This window comes from Streptomyces sp. NPDC002513, from assembly GCF_053595355.1.
The window spans coordinates 1-21,963 of the sequence record NZ_JBSFXK010000086.1 but is presented as its reverse complement, the minus strand read 5'-3'; the positions used below and the strand labels follow the sequence as shown (position 1 = coordinate 21,963).

General features: G+C 70.5%; 13 protein-coding genes. 6 read left to right on the top strand and 7 right to left on the bottom strand.

What is annotated here, in order from left to right:
• Positions 1 to 127 precede the first annotated feature (127 nt).
• The 5 genes from ACWD5Q_RS32880 to ACWD5Q_RS32860 all read left to right on the top strand — a co-directional run bounded on the left by ACWD5Q_RS32880 (position 128) and on the right by ACWD5Q_RS32860 (position 5,070).
• The gene (locus ACWD5Q_RS32880) at positions 128 to 1,207 is read left to right on the top strand and encodes a 3-deoxy-7-phosphoheptulonate synthase (RefSeq protein WP_451430734.1); all 1,080 of its coding nucleotides are present in this window, start codon (positions 128 to 130) and stop codon (positions 1,205 to 1,207) included.
• Positions 1,208 to 1,275: 68 nt separating this feature from the next.
• On the top strand, positions 1,276 to 2,436 hold the full coding sequence (locus tag ACWD5Q_RS32875; protein ID WP_451430733.1) for a DegT/DnrJ/EryC1/StrS family aminotransferase: 1,161 nt from the start codon (positions 1,276 to 1,278) through the stop codon (positions 2,434 to 2,436).
• Complete coding sequence (locus tag ACWD5Q_RS32870) at positions 2,433 to 3,497, top strand: Gfo/Idh/MocA family protein (protein ID WP_451430732.1); 1,065 nt, start codon at positions 2,433 to 2,435, stop codon at positions 3,495 to 3,497. Before ACWD5Q_RS32875 ends, ACWD5Q_RS32870 begins: the two co-directional genes overlap by 4 nt.
• Positions 3,497 to 4,153 (top strand): HAD-IA family hydrolase, encoded by a 657-nt coding sequence (locus ACWD5Q_RS32865; RefSeq protein WP_451430731.1) that lies wholly within the window; start codon positions 3,497 to 3,499, stop codon positions 4,151 to 4,153. The genes ACWD5Q_RS32870 and ACWD5Q_RS32865 overlap by 1 nt, the downstream gene beginning before the upstream one ends.
• Entirely contained in the window at positions 4,147 to 5,070 is a 924-nt protein-coding gene (locus ACWD5Q_RS32860) for an ROK family protein (RefSeq protein ID WP_451430730.1), read from the top strand. Before ACWD5Q_RS32865 ends, ACWD5Q_RS32860 begins: the two co-directional genes overlap by 7 nt.
• 46 nt (positions 5,071 to 5,116) lie before the next feature.
• Here the strand turns inward: ACWD5Q_RS32860 and ACWD5Q_RS32855 are convergent, their stop codons facing one another.
• The 4 genes from ACWD5Q_RS32855 to ACWD5Q_RS32840 all read right to left on the bottom strand — a co-directional run bounded on the left by ACWD5Q_RS32855 (position 5,117) and on the right by ACWD5Q_RS32840 (position 8,227).
• On the bottom strand, positions 5,117 to 5,797 hold the full coding sequence (locus ACWD5Q_RS32855) for a 4'-phosphopantetheinyl transferase family protein (RefSeq protein WP_451430735.1): 681 nt from the start codon (positions 5,795 to 5,797) through the stop codon (positions 5,117 to 5,119).
• Positions 5,798 to 5,847: 50 nt separating this feature from the next.
• The gene (locus ACWD5Q_RS32850; protein WP_451430729.1) at positions 5,848 to 6,669 is read right to left on the bottom strand and encodes a shikimate dehydrogenase family protein; all 822 of its coding nucleotides are present in this window, start codon (positions 6,667 to 6,669) and stop codon (positions 5,848 to 5,850) included.
• On the bottom strand, positions 6,662 to 7,909 hold the full coding sequence (locus ACWD5Q_RS32845) for a helix-turn-helix transcriptional regulator (RefSeq protein ID WP_451430728.1): 1,248 nt from the start codon (positions 7,907 to 7,909) through the stop codon (positions 6,662 to 6,664). Before ACWD5Q_RS32845 ends, ACWD5Q_RS32850 begins: the two co-directional genes overlap by 8 nt.
• A 171-nt stretch (positions 7,910 to 8,080) precedes the next feature.
• Positions 8,081 to 8,227, bottom strand: a complete 147-nt coding sequence (locus ACWD5Q_RS32840; protein ID WP_451430727.1) for a hypothetical protein — start codon at positions 8,225 to 8,227, stop codon at positions 8,081 to 8,083.
• A 390-nt stretch (positions 8,228 to 8,617) separates the two neighbouring features.
• Between ACWD5Q_RS32840 and ACWD5Q_RS32835 the strand changes: the two genes are divergently transcribed.
• Positions 8,618 to 8,920: a hypothetical protein gene (locus tag ACWD5Q_RS32835; protein ID WP_451430726.1), complete on the top strand. Its 303-nt coding sequence runs from the start codon at positions 8,618 to 8,620 to the stop codon at positions 8,918 to 8,920.
• A gap of 41 nt (positions 8,921 to 8,961) precedes the next feature.
• Here the strand turns inward: ACWD5Q_RS32835 and ACWD5Q_RS32830 are convergent, their stop codons facing one another.
• The 3 genes from ACWD5Q_RS32830 to ACWD5Q_RS32820 form a co-directional block, all read right to left on the bottom strand.
• Positions 8,962 to 9,954, bottom strand: a complete 993-nt coding sequence (locus ACWD5Q_RS32830) for a DUF6879 family protein (RefSeq protein ID WP_451430725.1) — start codon at positions 9,952 to 9,954, stop codon at positions 8,962 to 8,964.
• Between the two features lie 226 nt (positions 9,955 to 10,180).
• Positions 10,181 to 10,402 (bottom strand): translation initiation factor IF-1, encoded by a 222-nt coding sequence (gene infA / locus ACWD5Q_RS32825; RefSeq protein ID WP_451430724.1) that lies wholly within the window; start codon positions 10,400 to 10,402, stop codon positions 10,181 to 10,183.
• Positions 10,403 to 10,494: 92 nt separating this feature from the next.
• Positions 10,495 to 21,411: a type I polyketide synthase gene (locus tag ACWD5Q_RS32820; protein WP_451430723.1), complete on the bottom strand. Its 10,917-nt coding sequence runs from the start codon at positions 21,409 to 21,411 to the stop codon at positions 10,495 to 10,497.
• Positions 21,412 to 21,963: the final 552 nt, after the last annotated feature.

The following is a 21,963-nucleotide window of genomic DNA, read 5'->3' as shown; positions in this document are numbered from 1 at the left end:
CCGCCACCGCCGAGATCAACGAGTCCAACACCCCCGCCACCACCCTCTTCACCACCATCGGCGCCCAGCACATCAGCACCAACCTGGAACTCGAAGCCAGTTGAGGACGGTGCAGAGACCCGAGGGGGTGCCGCTACCGGGCCTGGTCGGCGGGCGGTGCCGTACGCAGGCTACGGTCGCCCCCGGCGAACTGCTGGGTGCACTACCGCTGACCAGGGCTGCGGCCCGTACCGTGAACGCCGGCCGGCTGATGGCCCGACGGGTGCTGGACGGCGCGGACGACCGGCTGCTCGTCGTGGTCGGCCCCTGCTCCGTGCACGACGTGGACGCGGCTCTGGCGTACGCGAAGTCGCTGGGCCGGCTGGCCGACGAACTGGCCGAGGACCTGGCGGTCGTCATGCGGCTGTACGTCGAGAAGCCGCGGACCACGGTCGGCTGGACCGGGCTGCTCACCGATCCGCTGCTGGACGGAAGCCTGGACATCGACCGGGGACTTCGTGCGTGCCGGGCACTCATGCTGGAGATCGTCGAGATGGGTCTGCCCATCGCGACGGAGTGGCTGAGCCCAGCAGCCCCGGCCTACTTGGCCGACCTGGTGTCCTGGGGCGCGATCGGCGCGCGGACCGTGGAGAGCCAGGTGCACCGCCAGCTGGCCAGTGGTCTGCCCATGCCCGTGGGCATGAAGAACGGCAGTGGCGGCGCCGTGGACGTCGCCGTCGATGCCATCCGGTCCGCGGCCGCCCCCCATGCCTGTCTCGGCCCCGGCCTCGACGGCGGTGTGGTCATATCGCGTACGAGCGGGAACCCGCACTGCCACGTGGTGCTTCGCGGCGCACCCGGCGCGCCCAACTACCGTCCGGAATCCGTGCGTGAGGCCGCGCGGCTGCTGTCGGCGGCCGGCCTCCCGACCGGCCTGGTCATCGACGCCAGTCACGGCAACAGCGGAAAGGACCACGAACAACAGGCCGTGGTCGCACGGGAGATAGCCGAACAGATCGCGGCCGGCGACCCGAATATCCGGGGCATCATGCTGGAAGGCTTTCTGATCCCCGGGCGTCAGGAACTCGGCGTAGGCGAACCTGAATTCGGCCTGAGCATTACGGACGCATGCATGGGATGGGAAGCCACCGTGGACACACTCCACGAGTTGGCCGCCGCCGTTCGTCATCGGCGTCCGGCACCGGCCCTCTGTCAGGCCGAGGGATAGTGCAGCCGCTGTCGCTGTTCATAGGCTGCGGTCCGGAGTAGAACCGGAGCAAAAGGAGCGTGGCGGTAATGAGTCCGCAAGAGGCACTGACCCTCCCGGATTGGCCGCAATTCAATGACCTGGAACGACAGGCCCTCGACCGTGCTCTGACGCAGGGCCAGTGGTGGCGCATGGGCGGAAAGGAGGTCGAATCCTTCGAGGGGGAATTCGCTGATTACCACGGCGCCCCCCACGCGCTGGCCGTCACGAACGGCACCCATGCACTGGAACTCGCCCTGCAGGCCATGGGCGTGGGCCCCGACACCGAGGTGATCGTGCCCGCGTTCACCTTCATATCGTCCTCGCAGGCCGCTCAGCGTCTGGGAGCGGTGGCCGTTCCGGTGGATGTCGATCCCCACACCTACTGCATCGACGTGGCCGCCGCGGAGGCCGCCATCACACCGCGGACGCGCGTCATCATGCCGGTGCACATGGCCGGGCTCATGGCCGACATGGACGGTCTGGAGAAGCTCGCCGAGAACTTCGGCGTGCAGCTGCTGCAGGACGCGGCCCATGCGCACGGCGCACGCTGGCAGGGCAAGCGGGTCGGCGAGCTGGGCTCGATCGCGGCGTTCAGCTTCCAGAACGGCAAGCTGATGACCGCCGGCGAAGGCGGTGCGGTGCTCTTCCCCGACCAGGAGAGGTACGAGGAGGCCTTCCTCCGGCACTCCTGCGGCCGACCGCGCACCGACCGGCTCTACCACCACCAGGTGGCGGGCTCCAACATGCGGATGAACGAGTTCTCGGCTGCCGTGCTGCGGGCCCAGCTGACCCGCCTCGACGCACAGACCGCCGTGCGCCAGGCCGGCTGGCGGGTGCTCTGCCCGCTGCTTGCGCGGATTCCCGGCGTCGAGCCGCAGGGCGACGACCCGCGCGCCGACCGGAACTCGCACTACATGGCGATGTTCCGGCTGCCCGGCTGGACCGAGGAGCGGCGCAACCTCCTGGTCGACCGGCTGGTCGAGGCGGGGCTTCCGGCGTTCGCGACCTTCCGCGCGATCTACCGCACCCCCGCCTTCTGGGAGTCGGCTTCGCCCGACGAGTCGGCCGAAGCCGTCGCCCGGCGGTGCCCGAACACCGAGGCGATCAGCCGGGACGGGGTGTGGCTGCATCACCGGACGCTGCTCGCGTCCGAGGAGATCCTGCACGATGTCGCGGCGATCGTGGCCGAGTCGGTGGCTGCCGGATGACCGTCCGCACAGTACTGGTCGGGCTCGGCTGGTCCGGCCGGGAGATCTGGCTGCCCCGGCTCCTGGCCCACGACGACTACGAGGTGGTGGCGGCGGTCGATCCCGACCCCGCCCGGCGGGAGTCCTTCACCGCGGCGACCGGCCGGCCGGCCTTCGCCGACATCCACGCGCTGCGCACCGAGGCGGTCGACCTGGCCCTGGTCGCCGTACCCAACCACGCGCATGCACCCATAGCGCGCAGCCTGCTCCTGCGGGGCTGCGCCACCTTCGTGGAGAAGCCGGTCTGCCTCACGCCGGCCGAGGCCGACTCGCTGGCCGAGGCCGAGCAGCGGGGCGGCAGTCCGCTGCTGGCCGGCAGTGCCTCGCGCTACCGGGCCGATGTGGCCGAGCTGCTCAAGCTGGTGCCTGAGCTCGGCCGGCTGCGCCACGTCGATCTCGCGTGGGTACGGGCCCGCGGGGTGCCGCAGCCCAGGGGCTGGTTCACCAACCGGGCACAGGCCGGCGGCGGGGTGCTGTTCGATCTGGGCTGGCATCTGCTCGACGTACTGGAAGAGGTCGTCGGGCCCGTGGACTTCGGCCTGATCGCCGGATCCGTATCTCACGATCACGTGAACGACCCGAACTGGACGGCGAGTTGGCGCCAAGACCTCCCGGCGCCTGCCATGGCGGCCGATGTCGAGGACACCGCACGCGGATTCCTCGTCGCCGACGACGGTCTTTCGGTGGGGCTGCACGCCACCTGGGCGGCGCACTCCGCCGCGTACGACACGACGTCGATCCGGGTCGAAGGCAGCCTCGGGACCGCGACGTTGAGCTCCACCTTCGGGTTCAGCCCGAATCGTGAGCCGCGGCCCCGGATCACCTTCGTCTCCTACGGAGAGCCGCGCGAGATCCCGGTCCCGGCCGAACCGATCGGCATCGAGTACGACCACCAGCTCGATGACATACGTCAGCGGCTGACCGATCAGGCGTCCCTCGGCTGTGCCATCGCGGGAGTGCGCCGCATCGTCACCGCCATCGAGGGAATCTACGCGCACTGCAGAGGGGCGGTAACCAGCTGATGAGTGATCTGACGCGCAACGCGGTGGTGTTCGACCTCGACGGCGTCCTGGTCGACAGCCACGAGACCATGGGCCGGGCCTTCGCCGTGGCCCATGCCCAGGTGGTCGGTGACGGACCGGCTCCGTTCGCCGAGTACCAGAAGCATCAGGGCATCTACTTCCCGGAGATCATGCGCCGGATGGGCCTTCCGCTGGAGATGGAGGAGCCGTTCGTCCAGGAGAGCTACCGGCTGGCCGACCAGGTTCCAGTGGTCGACGGCGTGGTCGAGCTGCTCGGGACGCTGCGGGACCGCGGGTTCCGGCTGGCCGTCGCCACCGGCAAGGCGGGGCCACGGGCCCGCTCCCTGCTGACGACGCTGAAGCTGATCGAGTACTTCGACGCGGTGGTCGGCTCCGACGAGGTCGTCAATCCCAAGCCGGCCCCCGACATCGTGCTGCGGGCCCTCACCCTGATCGGCGCGAAGCCGGATGCGGCGCTCATGATCGGTGACGCCCGCGCCGACATGCTCAGCGCCCGGGGTGCCGGGGTGACCGCCGTGGCAGCGACCTGGGCGACGGTGGACGAGGCCGACCTGCTCGCAGCCGCCCCGGACCACGTCGTGCACGCGCCCGGGGAACTCCTGGCGCTGGTCCAGGACCGGGCGCAGGAGTGGTAGTCCGCGCCCTGCGCTCCAGCAGGCAGGCCAAGACCGAGTCCACCTGGCTGGGTGTCGACCTGGGCGGGACCAAGGTGGCCCTGCGCTCCGAGTCCGACGGGGAACACGTCACCGAACACGTCTTCCGCTGGTGCGGACGCGGCACCAAGTCCGATCTGGCACAGCTGGCGGAGGAGGTCGCGCTGCTCCTGCGGCAGGTCCCGGGAACATGCGACTCCGTCGGCATCGCGCTGCCGGCCTCGGTGGGGGCGGACGGCGTCGTCTCCGCCTGGCCGAGCCGGCCGGAGTGGCTCGGCCTCGATGTTCGGCAGACCTTCCGGCGGCTCTTCGGGCACGTACGGGTGCGATGGGCCGACGACGGAGACCTGGGCGCACTGGCCGAGGCCCGGGCGGCGGGCTCCGACGAAGTGCTCTACGTCGGCGTCGGCACCGGCATCGGCGGCGGTCTGATCTCCGGCGGCGACCTGCCGGGGCCGGACCGCGGATCCTTCGAGCTCGGCCATCTGATCACCGACGCGGACGGTCCGCGCTGCCCGTGCGGTCGCCGGGGATGCCTGCAGGCCACGGCATCCGGCACCGCCACACTGGCACGCGCATCCCGGCTGCGCGGCGGCGACGTCTCGTACGAGGAACTCCAGCGGGGCGTGCTGGCCGACGAGGAGTGGGCCGTACAGTGCGTGGACCGCTCCTGCCACCGGCTCGCCGTGGCGATCACCGGGGTCCATGAGTTGCTGCGCCCCGACCTGGTCGTCGTGGGCGGGGGTTTCGCAGCAGGCTTGCCCCGTTTCACCGACTCGGTGGCGCACCATCTGGCCACCCTGGCCAGGCCGAGCGTGCCGCCTCCGGAGGTACGGGCCTCACCGCTCGGCGGGCTGTCGTCACTCCACGGCGCCGTGGCCCTGGCCCGCCTGGGGTAGCGCGGGCGGTGATGACGTGATCCGGGGTCTCCGAAGGAGTACGTCATCACCGCCCCGCCCGAAGCGGGACCGCAATGGCCGTGGCCAGCAGGCCGTCGTTCAGCCTCCGCCTTCCTTCGAACTCCCCGATCCGTACATCGTCCACGACGATTCCGGGCACGAGCAGGCGCGCGGTGAAGCTCCCGCCCGCAGACCCGGCCGCGATCCGCAGGTCGATCAGGGCTTCGTCGAAGTCCAGCCACCGCCGGGTCAGCGGGAACCACGTCTTGTACACGGCCTTCTTGGCACAGAACAGCAGGCGATCCCAGCAAACGGATGGCTGCTCCCTCGCCAACCGCCCGATGAGCGCACGCCCCGGCGGCAGGGCGATGGCCTCCAGGACTCCGTCGGGCTGCACGTCATGCGGTTCGGCGTCGATGCCCAGTGAGGCGAGATCCGTCGCACGCGCCACCGCGGCACCCGCGAAACCCACGCAGTGCGTCATGCTCCCGATGACGCCGGTGGGCCACCGCGGTTCGCCCTTGGCACGCAGCAGCAGCGACGCCGGCCGCTGTCCGAGCACCGACAGCGCGTCGCGGGCGCACCGTCGTACCTCGGCGAATTCCCGGCGCCGCTTCTCCACCGAGGAAGCCACCACCGCGAGTTCTTCGGGGTGGAGGTCCCACTCCGGGGGGAAACTGCGGGTCTCCCGCACCACCGCCGACGCGGGGAGCAGGGAGTCGAACAACGTGGAGGTGGACTCCTCGTGCTGCCCCGCGACCACCACGCTCCGACGCATCACCATCGCACCGCTCCGAAGTAGGAGCGGTACAGATCCATCTGGTGCCGGAGCATCGGCTCGCCAGGGAGCACGGGGTGCCCCAGCTCGGTCGCCGTGCGCAGCAGTTCTGTCTCGCGGGGCTTCATGATGATGTCGGCCACGAGCGCGTCCGGGCGCAGTGCGGCAGGGTCGAACGGCAGCTCGTCGCCGGGCCGCATGCCCAGCGGTGTGGCGTTCACGGCGATGTCCGCCGCGTACCAGTCGGGGCGTTCCGTGCTGCTGACCCGGCCGGGCCAGTGGGACTCCAGGCGCCCGGCGACGTCCTTCATCCTTGTCCCGTCCGTGTCATACACCACCAGCCGGCCGACGCCCGCCCCGAGCAGGGCCGGGGCGATCGCCCTGCAGGCGCCGCCGGCCCCCGCGATGATCACGCGTTTTCCATACGGGGAATGACCGGCGTCGATCAGCCCGGCCAGGAACCCGGCGCCGTCGAAGTTGTCGGCGTGCCAGGAGCCGTCGTCCAGCCGGCGCAGAGCATTGGTGCTGCCGGCAACGTCCGCCGCCCGGCTCCGTACGTCGGCGAAGCGCAGCGCGTCGACCTTGTGCGGCACGGTCACCAGCAGGCCGACGAGATTCGCCGCTCCCTGCAGGCCACGCACCACCGCGTCGAGGTCGGCCGGGCGGACGTGCACGGGTACGACCACGATCTCCGCGCCGTCGGCGACGAACAGCGGGTTGAGCAGTGCCGGCGCCCGCACCTGCTCGACGGGGTCGCCGAGCACGGCCACCAGCCGGGTGCGCCCCGTGATCTGCGCCCTGTCCCGGGTCGCCTCAGGCATCGCGTGCCCTCCGGCCACCCGCGACCTGCGGACGCGTCTCCTCGGGATCGGCGTCCAAGGCATGCCACATGACGGCGAGTTCGAGGCGCGACTTCACTCCGGTCTTCTGAAAGACCTTGCGGAGGTGGAACGCCACGGTGTGCCGGGACAGGAACATCTGCTCTGCGGCCTGTCCGTTGGTGATCCCGCTCGACACCAGTTTGGCCACGGCGTACTCGGTGTCCGTCAGACCGGGGATCCGGCTGCGCGGCCAGAAGCGCACCTGTGCCTGGGAGTTGCCGTTGAGACCCCGCAGCAAGCTGCGGACCCGGGACAGGTCGCGCAGAGATCCCATCTCCGCGTACGCGCGCGTGGCCAGTTCGAGGCTCTCCACGGCCTCCGGGCTGCGCTCGCCGCCTTCGGACAGCAGGGCGCCGACGTCTTCGAAAGCCACGGCGCACGCCCATGGATCGACGTGATCCTCGGCGGCCCGGCGCAGGCGATCGAGGTTCTGCTGCAGCAGCGCCGCCCCGTGCGATGCGGCGACGCCGAGCGAATGGGCTCCGGGGTTCTCGGCCGCGAGCCGGTCGGCGAGGGCGACTCCGTGCTGGGCCAGATCGTGCAGCCCCTCGGCAACCAGGATCCGAACCAGCCAAGGAATCGCTGCGGGTTCGTCGGTCAGCAGCGAGCGGAAGGCCGATTCCGATTCGAGCAGTTCATGGGCGAGGGCCGCGGCCTTCTTGCGTCCCTTCTCCGCCTCGGTGAGCTGGATGACGATCCAGGCGGAGTGGCTGGCGGGCAGCATCTCCCGCCCGAAGACCGCATCCTCCTTGAGCTGGTTCGTGAAGTGCAGCGCGCTGGTCAGCTCGCCACGCCGCAGCGCCGTGGTGGCCAGAACGAGGTTCCCGAGCGGAGTCCACCCGGTCAGGCCGGCCGCATTCGCCAGTCGCAGGCCGGCCTCTGCCCTGCCGGCCGCGTCGACGAGATCACCGCCGGCCAGCGCGATCTTCGCATCCACAAGCGTGGTTGCGGCGGTCAGCTTCGCGTCGTCGCGTGCGGCCGCGGCAGCCGTCACGTCCTCGAGGATCCGCTGCGCCGGGTCGAGGCGACGGATCGAGGCGAAGAACAGTGCCTGCTGGAGCCGGGCGTACGGTGCGCACGGTTCGGAACAGTGGTCACAGGCCGTCTGGGCCGCCGTTTCGGCGCAGGAGATCCCTTCGGTGAGATCTCCGTAGTACCAGCTCGCCCGGGCCTGTCCCAAGATCTCGGTTGTTGTGCAGCTGACCGGCACGTAGCCATCGCCGCATACGGATAGCTTGCGTCGCAGCTCAATCAAGGTGCAATCCTGTCCTTGAGAATTTCACTCAAACCCTCTGCCCGCGGGTCGGGCCGCATGGACCGGGCAATGGCGCCGGGGGCCCGCAAGGACTGCTCAGCCGCCCCAAGTGATGTCACCGGGGGACTCCAGCAAGGAATGCGCATGCTGCGCGGAACCGAGCTCCACGACATTGTGGCGAGACTCTGCCGGCGTGCGCTCCGCCACCGAGTTCAGACCGATGAGCACGGCGATCGCCGCCATACAGAAGACGGCCAAGTACCTTCTTGCTGTAAAGCGTCCGTTCATTTTCTACCCCCTGTGGCTTCGGTGCACGGCAGTGTGTTCGGAAATTCCATTGATCACCTCCGTCCCTTCGATCGGGGCGGAGTGGCGATGTGGAAAATCTTGGCCTGATCGCCACGAGAGCGGGAAGGGGGTAACGCTGGTCAGAAGGGGACATGGCCCACCGCGTCCACCATCACCTGCGGATTGACCTGGGCATACCTCTTCATTGCGTGGGTCAACCCAGCCCGGGGCGAGCCTGGCTGACTGTCCGTCAGGCTCTCCACCGGCGGCCGAAAAAGGACACTTCCGGTATCGGCCTGGCCTCTCACATTGCCCTGCGACGAAATCTTCGATAGATCTCATCGCATGTATCTCATTCATGCCCGCCTCGGGCCCGCCTCAGTAAAATTACCTGAATCGACGGTCCGCCTGATCAATGAGAACACCGATCCCGCCGATGGCCTGGAGCATGTGAGTATCAACCTGGAGACCATGACGATCGGGCTCTTCATTGCGGCGCCCACCGTACTGGAAGCAGAAAGAGTCGGCGAGACAATCTGTCGGCGCGTACTCGATCGGAGCCCCGAGTTCACGGGGCTGGTACTCGTTTCATGCCAGGCGACGCTGGTGCCCGACTACTTCAACCGGAATTTTTGGTTCGAACCCTGATCGCCGATACCGGGCGTTGTACCGGACCGGCGGAACAGTTATCACCGACCGGGGTCGATCCAGCCACCTTGTACGGCTCGCACGCCGGCTTCGAAACGGCTGCGGGCATCCAGAACAGTCATGACGTTCGCCACCAGACGGCGCACCGTGCGCGTCGAGACCCCCAGCCGCTTGGCTATGGCCTCATCGGTAATGCCTTCGGCCAGCAGGCGGATCACCTGGACCTCCTGCCCGGTCAGTCCCGTCTCCTTCCGCTGCGGCCGGTCCCCCCACGGGGTTGCGCCCGCCCACAGCTCATCGAAGAGGGCACACAGCGCGGCGACATTGCCGCGCCCCCGAAGGACCACTGCGCCTACGGCGGCGTCCTGGGTGTCGGTGGGCAGGACGGCCACTCGGCGGTCGAAGATGATCATCCGCGTGGGCAGCGCGGCGGTGGTCCGGGCCATCGCGCCATGGTCGTTCAGCCACTGGACATGGTCACAGGTGGCCTGGTCGTTCCTGATGCTGTCGAGGTAGATGGTCTGCGACCGGACGCCCCGCTCCAGCAGTCTGGCGTTGGGTCCGCGGCTGGCCAGCAGGTCGGCCTCCGTGTGGGCACCGCCGGGCGCGAACGTCATGATGGTCCGGACCGCCGCCTCGCTCAGCTCCTCCAGCCGACCGCGGATCGCCTCGATCCCCAGGAGCTCGTCGCCCTCGCTTCCCGGGGAGGCGCCACCCAGTTCAGAGCACTGGGCTATCAGCCGGGTTGCCGCCGCCAAGGATGCCTCGAGCCGGCGTTGGAACACCAGCATCTCGTCCTGCTGTCGCGCGAGAAGTTTCTTCACCCCGTCGATGGGGTTCAGCGCACGGTACTCATCCACCTGCGACGATGTGCTGACGAGCGCCACCTCGTGCAGCTCGTCCAGTCCATCGCGTACGGAATCCAAGGTCAACTGCGTCCTGGCCGCTAACTGCGGCAACGTCTCCTGAGGATGCAGGAGCATCTCGCGATATATCGTCTCCGCGGCTTTGCTTAGACCCAACGCCTCGAACATACGTCCCCCCGAGCCGAACTCCGCGCGGTAGAGTAACAGTCACATGACTGACGTCAAAGACAGACGGAAACGATTCACCTGCCCGGCAAGGGTGCCGACGATCCAGGCATCACGAGGGGACGTCAGCTCAAGCCGCTGCAGAGTGCTTTGCTGCCTCTGCCCGACCTCGCGGCTCGTCCTGGGCGGCGAACACGTCGGCCCCGCCTCAGGCGGGGCCGACGGGACGTCAGTCGCGGTAGCGGTAGCGGATCCGGCCGCGGGTGAGGTCGTACGGGCTGAGCTCCACCAGGACCCGGTCGTACAGCGTGATCTTGATGAAGTTCTTCCGGACCTTCCCGCTGATGTGGGCCAGAACCTGGTGGCCGTTCTCGAGTTCCACCTTGAAGGTCGCGTTGCGCATGCACTCCGTGACGGTGCCCATGACGTCGATTCCCGATTCTCGTGGCATATCTCTCCTTGCCCGGCGATCAGCCGGCAGACTGATGGACGATCGATCCGAAAGAAACTTCGCGTGGGGTGTGCCCACCCGGTGACCTCACCTCATTCCGGCCGCGTGGGAACCACCCCGGAATTCACACCCAGCCAGTACGGCTGCCGCTGGAAGGCGTACGTCGGCAGGTCCACCCTCGCGGGCGCCTTGCCAAAGTCCACGGCCGACCAGTCGAGCTCGGCACCGGTCACGAACAGGCCTGCCGCCGCGGCCATGGTCGCCTCCGTCTCGGGCAGGTCCCGCCGCACCATCCCGACCACCACGTCGGCCTCGGTGGTGCCCCGCGCCGCGTCCAGACTGTCGGCGATCGCACTGGTCAGGCCGTCGTCGGGGCCGGCGACGAGGAACCGCGTCGCCCCCGCCGCACACACCGCCGCGATACCGTCGGCGAAGCGCACCGGCCGGCGAATGTGCCGCACCCAGTGCTCCGGCGAGCCGACGCCATCGCCATCGACGGACGCGTCGACGGTGGAGACGATCGGAATGGCCGCTGTGCCGAAGCTGAGGTCCGCCACCTCTCCGGCGAATTCATCGAGGAGCGGTTCCGGCAGCGGCGATTGGTGCGTGTGGGAGCCCGTCAGCCAGTGCACCTGCCTGCCCCGGTTCCGCAATTCATCCACGACTGTGGTCAATGCCGCCCGGTCACCGGAGAGCACCACCGATTCCGGGCCGTTCACGGCCGCGATGCCCACCTCCGTAAAGCCGGAGAGAACCTCGGCCACCTCCGGTCCGCTCGCCGACACCGAAGCCACCGCCCCGTTGCCGGGCAGCCCGGCCACCAGCCGGCCACGCGCGACGACCAGACGCAGGGCGTCGGGCAGCGACAGCACTCCGGACACGTGCGCCGCCACGACCTCGCCCACGGATTGGCCCATCACGAAGTCGACCGTCACCCGCCAGGAGTCGAGCAGCGCGAACAGGCCGACGCCCACGGCGAACATCGCCGGCTCCGCGAACCAGGGCGGCTCGGTTCGGTCGGTGTCGTCGTCGAACACCGCCTCGCGCAGCGAGCATCCCAACACCTCGTCGGCCACCGCGCAGACCTCGTCGAACGCCGAGGCGAACACCGGTGAGGCACCGTAGAGTTCGCGCCCCATCCGGGCCCGGTATGCCCACTGGCCGGGGAAGACCACCACGGTCTTTCCGTCGTGAGCGCCGCCCCGTCCCGAGAACACGCCCGGAGCCGTCGCCCCGTCGGCGACCGCGCCCAGCCCGGCGGTGAGCTCGCCGAGACCCCGGCCCACCACGGCCGCGCGGTATTCGAACTCGGTACGGGCCGACAGCGACTGCCCGACCGCGAGCGGATCGAGTTCGGGGTGCGTCGCGGCGAAGTCCCGCACCCGGGCGGCCTGGCCGCGCAACGCGTCCGCGCTGCGGCCCGACACCATCCAGACCGCGAGCGCCGCCGTGCCGTCGGCCACCGGCTCCGCCTCGACATCGGCGGGGGCCCGGTCCGCGGGCGCCTGCTCGAGGATCACGTGCGCATTGGTGCCGCTGATCCCGAACGAGGACACCGCGGCCCGGCGCGGGCGTCCGGCATCGGGCCAGGCCCGGTTCTCCGTCAGCAGCCGCACGGCCCCGGCCGCCCAGTCGACCTTGGACGTGGGCTCATCCACATGCAGGGTCGGGGGCATGACGCCCCGCTGGATGGCCTCGACCATCTTGATGACGCCACCGACGCCGGCGGCCGCCTGCGCATGACCGATGTTCGACTTGAACGATCCCATCCACACCGGTTCCGCGTCGGTCGCCCGCTGCCCGTAGGTGGCCAGAATCGCCTGGGCCTCGATCGGGTCTCCGAGCTTTGTCCCGGTCCCGTGCGCCTCGACCAGATCCACGTCCGACGTGGTCAGTCCCGCATCGTCCAGGGCCGTGCGGATCACCTGTTGCTGCGACGGACCGTTGGGCGCGGTCAGACCGTTGCTGGCCCCGTCCTGGTTCACCGCCGCGCCGGCCACCACGGCGAGCACCTTGTGTCCCAGCCGCCGCGCGGTCGACAGCCGTTCGAGTACGAGCACACCCGCGCCCTCGGCCCATGAGGTGCCGTCAGCGGACTCCGCGAAGGACTTGCAGCGACCGTCCGGGGCCAGGCCCCGGCGCTGCGAGAACGCCACGAACATGCCCGGCGTCGCCAGCAGGGTGACGCCGCCGGTCAGTGCCATGGTGCACTCGCCCGATCGCACCGCGGTGACCGCCTGTCGCAGCGCGACCAGCGAGGACGAGCACGCCGTGTCGACCGTCACTGCGGGCCCCTGCAGCCCGAGCGTGTAGGACACCCGCCCCGATACCACGCTGGCGGTCGTCCCGGTCAGCAGGTACTTCTCCACTCCTTCGGTGCCGGCCCGGGACAGCGAGGCGTACTCCTGGGTGACGGCGCCGAAGAAAACCCCCGTGTCACTCCCCCGCAGGGTCGTCGGGTCGATGCCGCTGCGTTCGAGCGCCTCCCAGGTCACCTCCAGCATCAGCCGCTGCTGGGGATCCATCGCGAGCGCCTCGAGCGGCTTGATCCCGAAGAACCCCGCGTCGAACTCGTCCGCGTCGTGGATGAATCCGCCCGCGCCCAGGTACGACTTGCCGGGACCGCCCGCCGGATCGACCACTGCCGGATCCCACCCCCGGTTTACGGGGAAGTCCGTCACTCCGTCCACACCACCGGCGACCATGTCCCACAGTGCGTCCGGAGTCGTCACGCCGCCGGGGAAGCGGCATCCCATGCCCACGATCACGACCGGGTCCTCGGCCCTCGACGGCGTCTGGACCGACGGTGCGGACTTCTTGGTCCGGGCCGGCCGGGCTCCGGCGAGTTCGGTGTTCAGGTGTGCCGCGAGGTCCTGCGGGGTCGGGAAGTCGAAGAGCAGCGTCGCAGGCAGCGTTTTCCCGGTGATCCTGTTCAGACTGTTGCGCAGCTCCACCGCGCTGAGCGAGTCGAAGCCGAGCGCCTGGAACTGCCGACGCAGGTCGATCGACGTCCTGTCGCTGTGGCCGAGAACACCGGCGATCTCCGTCCGCAGCAGCTGGGTGAGGCGACGGAGCCGGTCCGCCTCGTCCAGGCCCGCCAGTTCCCGTACCAGCGAGGTCTGGGATGGCTTGTCGTCGGGTCGGGCCGCCCGCCGCCGCTTCGGCCGTACGACGTCGCGCAGGAGCGGGGAGGTCAGCCCCGGGTCGCCTTCGATGCCCGTACGATCGAGCCGCGCCGGGACGAGCAGGGGGCGGTTCAGGGCGGTGGCGGTGTCGAGCAGCGTCAGAGCACGCTCGGTCGGCATCGGGCTGAGGCCGGTGCGGGCCAGCCTCGCGCGGTCCTGGGCGCCGAGTCTGCCGCCCATGCCCGACTGCTCGGCCCACAGCCCCCATGCGAGCGACACCGCGGGCAGCCCCTGGTGCGCGCGGTGTTCGGCCAGCGCGTCGAGGAAGGCGTTCGCCGCAGCGTAGTTGCCCTGGCCAAGGCCGCCGAGGACGCCGATGGCGGAGGAGAACAGCACAAAGGCGTCCAGTTCCAGACCGAGATCCCGGGTGACCTCATGGAGGTTCCACGCCCCCAGCGCCTTGGGCCCGAGCACCGTGTCCATGCGCTCGGGTGTCAGGGCGGACACCACCCCGTCGTCGAGCGTGCCCGCGCAGTGGACCACGGCGCGGACCGGCACCGCAGCGGGCACCGCGGTCAACGCGTCGGCAACAGCCGCGCGGTCGGCGATGTCGCACGCCGAGAGGGTCACCTCGGCGCCCAGGGAGGTCAGTTCGGCCTTGAGGCCCGCCGCGCCGGGTGCGTCCGCGCCCCGCCTGCTCAGCAGGAGCAGGCGGCGTACGCCGTGTTCGGTGACCAGATGCCGTGCCACGGCGGCTCCGAGCCCGCCCGTGCCACCGGTGATCACCGTGGTGCCGCGGGTGGTCCACTGCGGCCGCACTCCGGTCGGCTCGACCCGGGTGAGTCTCGGTGCCTCGAACTTCCGCCCGCGGATGGCCAATTGGGGCTCGCCGCCGGCGATCACCGCGGGGAGCGTCTTCAGGGCCTGCGCGTCGTCGATGTCGATCAGCGTGAAGCGGCCGGGATGTTCGGTCTGGGCCGTACGGATCAGACCCCATACGCTCGCCGCCGCCGGATCGGTGACTGGAGCCACCGCGCCTTCGGTGACGAAGACCAGCCGGGAGGTCAGCTCGACGCGCGCGAGCAGATCCTGGACCAGCGCCAACGCCCGGTGACCGAGCGTCCTGGCGCTCGCTCCCGCGTCCTCGCCCTCGCCGCGCAGCAGGGCGACGAGCACATCGGGCACGGCTGCCCCGTCCTGCACCGCCGCCTGCAGGACGGCCAGGTCCGGGTAGGTGTCCCACCCGAGGGCAGCGGCCGACGCGGCATCGCCGAGCAGCGCCACGGTGCCGGCGGCCGTCTCGCCGTACGAAGACGATGGCAGCGGCGTCCACACGACCTGACGCAGATCGTCGAGACCGCCCGTACCGGCCGCCGCGACCGCTGCCTGCTCGGGTTTCGCGTCCCGCAGCACGAGCGAGTCCACCGTCAGGACCGGGTTCCCGGCGTCGTCGGCTATCTCGGCGCGGATCCGGCCTTCGGAGATCGGGGTCATTCGGGCGCGCAGCCGGCCGAAGCCGCCCGCGTGCAGTTCCACGCCGCTCCACGAGAACGGCACCCGCAGCGTCGGCCCGTCCGGACCGTCGCAGGGCACTACGGCCCACGGCTGGATCACGGAGTCGAGCAGCCCGGGGTGGACCCCGTAGCCGCCCGGACCCGTGCCGTCGGGGAGGCAGACCTCCGCGTAACGGACTTCGCCGTCGGCCCAGATGTGGCGCAGGCCGACGAAGTGCTGGCCGTAGTCGAACCCCGCGTCGGAGGCGGCGTCGTAGAAGTCGTCGACGTCGACGGGGTCCGCATCGGCCGGCGGCCAGTCACTCAGGTCGAAGTCGGGTTCGCTCCCGGTGGCCGACATGGAACCGGCGGCGTGGCGGGTCCATTCGGTGTCGAGACGGCTGTCCGCGGGGCGGGAGTACACCGCGAACTCGCGGCGGCCCGCATCGTCCGCGGGATCGACGGTCACCTGGATACGGCGAACGTCCTCGTCGGGGAAGGCCAGGAACACGTAGTGCGTCAGCTCGTCGAGGCGGTCGCACCCGACCAGACCCGCGACGTGCGCCATCATGTCCAGGATGGCAACGCCGGGCATGATCACCGTGCCGTGCACGACGTGTTCTCGTATCCACGCGGGCGAGTCCGGAGTGACCTGGCCGGTGAACACATGGCCACCGCCCGCCGGCAGGTCCGTCATCCCGGAGAGGATCGCGTGGTCCACCCGCTGCAGTCCCACCGCGTCCGCGAAGGCACGCGGAGCCGGGGGCGCCAGCCAGTACCGGTCGCGCTGGAAGGGATAGGTCGGCAGCGCGATACGGCGTCCCGGGGGCACCACCTTCGACCAGTCCACCGGGTGCCCGTTCACATACAGATGGGCCAGCGCCGCGAGGGCCGAACCGGGCTCCGGGCGGCCGGTGCGCAGCAGGCTCGCCGAAGCGGGCCCCGCCGGGCCGAGCATGGCCGTCAGCACGGGATCGGGTCCTAGCTCCACGCACCGGGACACCCCCAGCGTGCGCAGCGCGGCGACCGCGTCGCCGAACCGCACCGGCAGGACCACGCACTCGGCCCAGTACCGGGGCGAGGTGGCCTGCTCAGCCGTCAGCGGTTCGCCGGTGGCATCGCTGATCACCGGAATCCTCGGCGCCCTCAGCGTCACTTGCGCCAGGACGTGTTCCAGCTTCGCGACGACCGGTGCCATGTGCGAGGAGTGGAAGGCCTTGCGCACCCGGAGCCAGCGGAACTGCCGTCCGGGGAACCGGTCAAGGGCGGTGGCCAGGGCGTCCTTGTCACCGGCAAGCACCACCGACTCCGGCCCGTTGACCGCGGCCAGCGAGACGCGGCCGACCCCGTCCGTATCGACGAGGGGGGCGACCTCGGCCTCTGCTGCCGCGATCGCGAGCATGGCCCCTTCGTCGGTGTCCTGCATCAGCCGGCCACGCGCCGCCACCACGGCACAGGCGTCGGCCAGCGACATGACACCGGCCGCGCAGGCCGCGGCCAGTCCGCCCACCGAGTGTCCGACGACCACATCGGGCCCGACGCCCCAGTCCAGCAGCACCGCGGCAAGGCCCAGTTCGATCGCGAACAGCGCCGCCTGGGTCCACATGGTCTCGTCCAGCACACCGGCGCCGTCCTCGAACATCACCTCGCGCAGCGAGCCGCCCAGCAGCCCGTCGAAGTAGCCGCAGATCTCATCGATCGCTTCGGCGAACACGGGTGAGGAGTCGTACAACTCCCGGCCCATTCCGACACGTTGCGAGCCCTGCCCGGTGAACAGCCATGCCGACGTTCCGGGCGAAACCGAGCCGGTGATCACCTCCGTACCGGATTCCGAGCGCGCCAGCGCCCGTAGTCCGTCCGCCAACTCGCCTTCCCGCTGCCCGAGCACGACGGCCCGGTGCTCGAACACGCTGCGCCCCAGGAGCGAGTGAGCCACGTCGCCCAGGGACACCGCGGCGTCGCCGATCAGGTCCAGCAGGCCCGCCGCCGTGTCCCGGACCGCTTCGCGCGAGCGGCCGGACAGCACGAGGACGGGCGGCACCACCGCTTCGGTCGTGGGCTCCGCCCCGGCGGTGTCGGCCGGGGCGGGCGGGGCCTGCTCGATGATGATGTGCGCGTTCGTCCCGCTGATCCCGAACGAAGACACCGCCGCCCGGCGCGGCCGGTCCAGCTCAGGCCAGGCACGCTCCTCGGTCAACAGCCCGACCCGGCCGTCGTTCCAGTCCACCTGTGTGGTGGGCACGTCGACATGCAGGGTCTTCGGGAGCACGCCCCGGCGCAGCGCCTCGGTCATCTTGATGATGCCCGCGACTCCGGCGGCCGCCTGCGTGTGCCCGATGTTCGACTTCAGGGAGCCGAGCCAGGCCGGCTCGGCGTCCGCATCGCGCTGCCCGTACACGGCCAGCAGCGCCTGCGCCTCGATGGGGTCGCCGAGCCGGGTGCCGGTGCCATGGGCCTCGACCACGTCCACGTCCGCCGGCCGGAGATCCGCGTTGGCCAGCGCGGCACGGATGACCCGCTGCTGCGAAGGGCCGTTGGGGGCGGTCAGCCCGTTGCTGGCACCGTCCTGGTTGACCGCCGAGCCGCGGACGATCGCGAGCACCTCGTGGCCGAGGCGCCGGGCGTCCGAAAGGCGCTCGAGGACCAGCACGCCCGCACCCTCCGACCAGCCGGTTCCGTCCGCGGACTCCGCGAACGGCCGGCAGCGGCCGTCGCGGGCGAGGCCGCGCTGGCGCGAGAACTCGACGAACAGCCCCGGGGTGGCCATCACGGTGACACCGCCCGCCAGCGCCACCGAGCACTCCCCCGCCCGCAGCGCTGAAGCCGCCTGATGGATGGCGACCAGGGACGCCGAACACGCCGTGTCGACGCTCACCGCCGGCCCTTGCAGACCCAGCGTGTACGCCACACGGCCCGAGATGACACTGGCGGCGCCCCCGGTGAGCCGATAGCCGCCCGCGGTGTCGTCGGTTCCCGCGCCGCTCGCTCCGTACTGCACGGCGGACGAGCCGAACACGCCGACGAACACGCCGGTGTCACTGCCCCGCAGGGACTTCGGGTCGATCCCGGCGCGCTCCAGCGCCTCCCAGACCACTTCGAGCAGCACGCGCTGCTGCGGATCCATCTCCAGCGCCTCGCGCGGGCTGATGCCGAAGAAGGCCGCGTCGAAGTCGGCCGCACGGTCGAGGAATCCGCCTTCCCTGACGTAGGTGCGGCCGGGTGTGCCGGGCTCCGGGTCGAAGAGGCGGTCCACGTCCCAGCCGCGGTCGAACGGAAAGCCGCCGATCACGTCACGGCCCTCGGCCACCACGTCCCACAGGCCCTCGGGCGAGGAGACCCCGCCGGGGAGCCTGCACCCGATACCGACGATGACGACCGGATCGTCCTCGTCCGTGCCGCTCGGCGTACGAGGCAGGACCGGCTGCTCGGCCGCTGGAGCGCCGAGTATGGACGTACACAGGTGGTCGGCGACCTGCGCCACCGTCGGCCGGTCGTACAGGAGCGAGGCGGGCAGCGCGGTGCCGGTGGCCGCGGCCAGCCGGTTGCGCAGGTCGATGGCGCCGGACGATTCGAATCCGAGTGCTTTGAACGAGGTCTCCCCGTCGATGGCTGCGGGCGAGTCGAGGCCAAGGACGGTCGCGGCATGGTTGCGGACCAGCTCCATCAGCGCCTTGCGCCGCGCGTCCGCGTCGAGTCCGAACAGCCGTGTACGCCAGGAGGATTCGGGCCTCGGATCCGCATCGGGTGCCGCACCCGGCCAGCAGTGCCTGCGCTGGAACGCGTAGGTCGGCAGGGCGACGCGGTCGGTGTCCGTACCGAAGACCGCTCGCCAGTCGGGCTGCACGCCGCGCGCGGCCAGCGCTGCCAGCGACGTGATGAGCGTCCGCCAGGCCGGCTGGTCCCGCTTCAGCGAACCGACCGCCACGCTCGGCGCCGTCCGGTCGTCCAGGGTCTGCTCCATCGCCAAGGTGAGCACCGGATGCGGGCTCATCTCCATGAATACGCCATGACCGGCGTCCGAGGCGCCGGCCACCGCGTCGGCGAAGCGGACCCGCTGCCGCAGATTCGTGTACCAGTACGCGGCGTCGAGGCGCTCGCCTTCGAGGAAGCCGCCCGTCACGGACGAGCAGAAGGCGATCTCCGTGGGCTTCGGGGTGATCGCGGCCAGGTCGGCGAGCAATCGGTCGCGGATCGGCTCGACATGAGCGGAGTGCGAGGCGTAGTCGACCTCGACGGTCCTGGCCCGGATGCCCGTGTCCCGGCACTCGGTGACGAATCCGGCGATCGCCTCGGCGTCACCCGCCACCACGAGAGTCTCCGGGCCGTTGACGGCGGCGACGTCCAGGCGTCCCGCCCAGCCGGCCGCGATCCGTGCCGCCGCGTCCTCCTCGGACAGCGCCACGGCGGCCATGCCCCCGTGTCCCGCGATCTCCGCGATGGCCCTGCTGCGCAGCACGACAACGGCCGCCGCGTCCTCCAGGGTGAGCGCGCCGGCGATGTGCGCCGCCGCGATCTCGCCCTGCGAGTGGCCGATGACCGCCGTGGGGCGTATTCCGAACGACTGCCACAGCCTGGCCAGCGCGACCATGACGGAGAACAGCACCGGCTGCACCACATCAACCCGGTTGAGCGAGGGTGCGCCCGGCTCGCCGCGCAGCACCGCGGTCAGGGACCGGCCGGACCAGTCCACGTACCGCGCCAGCGCGGCCTCACACTCCTCGATCGCGGTCCTGAAGCACGCGGACGACTCGATCAGGTCCAGCGCCATGCCCGGCCACTGGCTGCCCTGGCCGGGGAAGACGAACACCACGCCGGAGGCGTCCGCCGTGCCCTGCACGGCGGCCGAACCGTCGCCGGCGGCGAACCTCGCCAGGCCGCGCTCCAGCTCCTCCCGGTCGGCGCCGACCAGCACCGCGCGGTGTTCGAAGGCGGTCCGGCGCGTGGCCAGCGACCAGCCCACGGCGGCCGCGGAGGCGTCCGGACAGTCCACGAGCCGCTCACCGAGCCGGACGGCCTGATCGCGCAGCCCCTGCTCGGTGCGCGCCGAGAGCACCCACGGCAGCACCGGAGTCCGCCGCCCGGCCTGCGGCACATCGGCCGGCGGGGTGGCGGGCGGCTCGGCCAGGACCACGTGGCAGTTCGTCCCGCCCATACCGAAGGAGCTGACGCCCGCCACCAGTTGCTGCTCGGGCAACGGCCACGGACCGGCTTCCCGCTGCACCCGCAGATGCAGACCGTCGAGGTCGATCTCCGGGTTGGGCGTCTCGAAGTTGAGGCTCGCGGGGATCGTACGGTGATGGATGCTCAGGGCTGTCTTGATCAGTCCGGCCACCCCGGCGGCGCCCTCGAGATGACCGATGTTGGTCTTCACCGAGCCGACGACCAGCGGACTGCCCGGTGCGCGGGCCGTCCCCAGGGCCCCGCCCAGCGCGGTCGCCTCGATGGGATCGCCGAGCCTGGTCCCGGTGCCGTGCAGCTCGACGTACTGCACGCTGCCCCGGTCGATTCCAGCGGCCCGGTGGGCCGCACCGAGCACCTCGGCCTGTGCTTGCGCGCTCGGAACCGTCAGCCCCGGCGTGGAGCCGTCGTTGTTCGTGGCGCTGCCGTGGATCACGCAGTAGATGGAGTCGCCGTCGGCCAGCGCCCGGGCCAGCGGCTTGAGCAGGACGACACCGCCGCCCTCGCCCCGGACGTAGCCGTTCGCCCTGGCGTCGAAGGTGTAGCAGCGGCCGTCGGGGGAGAGCCCGCCGAAGCTGGTGGACAGGTCGTTGCTCTCCCAGGCCAGGTTGAGGTTGACGCCCCCGGCGAGCGCGACCGTCGACTCGCCGCTGCGCAGGCTTTCACAGGCGAGGTGGACCGCGACGAGCGAGGAGGCCTGTGCCGCATCCACGACCATGCTCGGGCCGGTCAGCCCGAGCGCATGGGACACCCGGTTCGCGATGATGCCGCGATGCAGACCGGGCATCGCATACGCCGACAGTTCGCTGCTGTCGTGGAGAAGGGTGGCGTAGTCGTCCCAGACCGCGCCGAGGAAGACACCCGTACTGCTCCCGGCCAGAGTCGCGGGGATGACACCAGCGTCCTCGCACGCCTCCCAGGCCAGTTCGAGGGTCAGCCGCTGCTGCGGATCCATCGCCACGGCCTCGCGCGCGGAGATTCCGAAGAACTCCGGGTCAAAACCGGCCACGTCGTTCAGGAATCCGCCGTACGGCACGGTGGTTCGGCCGGGGCCGAGCTCGAACCTGCCGTCGGGCGCCCGGTCCACACCGCTGCGGCCGCCCTCCAGCAGCCGCCAGAATCCGTCCTTGTCGGGGGCCTGCGGAAAGCGGCACGAGATGCCGATGATCGCGACGAGGTGGGACTCGGACACGTTCTCTTCTGCGTCTGTCACTGCAGTCCTTCCTCGACCTACCGAATCGGGTCCCCGAACGCCGCCTGCACGGCCCGTCGATCCATCGGTCGCGCCGCGCGCTCATCAGGGGGCTGTGTCACGCTAGAGGCGCGGTTCTGAGGACTGCATCCCTCAGCCTGACAGTGCGGTGGACGCAGTGGACGTCACGTAACTCCCTGGCGAATAAAAGCTGTTGGCGTGCGCAGGGATCGGCTGTTAATCTTCCGGAAGGCCGTGACATCGCGAGAGGAGGTGAGTCCCATGTTGAACGTACCCACGTGGGTGCTCCCCTCTTCATCACGGTCGGGCAGCTGACATAGGTCGCCGGGAGCGCCTCGACACGGCACTCCCGAAGGATGAGACCTATTAACTCTTCAAACGTCACGCCCGGTACGAGCGATCACGCGACGGTGCTCGAGCGGGCCGCGCCGGGACACTGGCAGGCCCTCCAGGACGGCCGACCGGTCGGTCGCGGCGAAACCTGGCGCAGGCTCGACGGACGCCTCTTCATCAGCATCGACACCTGGCACCCCGAGGCCTTCGACCAGCTCG

Bases quoted from the DNA above. Each gene is read 5' to 3' on its own strand.
- ACWD5Q_RS32875 (WP_451430733.1), top strand. From the start codon at position 1,276: ATGAGTCCGCAAGAGGCACTGACCCTCCCGGATTGGCCGCAATTCAAT.
- ACWD5Q_RS32835 (WP_451430726.1), top strand. From the start codon at position 8,618: ATGTATCTCATTCATGCCCGCCTCGGGCCCGCCTCAGTAAAATTACCT.
- infA (WP_451430724.1), bottom strand. From the start codon at position 10,402: ATGCCACGAGAATCGGGAATCGACGTCATGGGCACCGTCACGGAGTGC.
- ACWD5Q_RS32865 (WP_451430731.1), top strand. From the start codon at position 3,497: ATGAGTGATCTGACGCGCAACGCGGTGGTGTTCGACCTCGACGGCGTC.
- ACWD5Q_RS32830 (WP_451430725.1), bottom strand. From the start codon at position 9,954: ATGTTCGAGGCGTTGGGTCTAAGCAAAGCCGCGGAGACGATATATCGC.
- ACWD5Q_RS32850 (WP_451430729.1), bottom strand. From the start codon at position 6,669: ATGCCTGAGGCGACCCGGGACAGGGCGCAGATCACGGGGCGCACCCGG.
- ACWD5Q_RS32870 (WP_451430732.1), top strand. From the start codon at position 2,433: ATGACCGTCCGCACAGTACTGGTCGGGCTCGGCTGGTCCGGCCGGGAG.
- ACWD5Q_RS32840 (WP_451430727.1), bottom strand. From the start codon at position 8,227: ATGGCGGCGATCGCCGTGCTCATCGGTCTGAACTCGGTGGCGGAGCGC.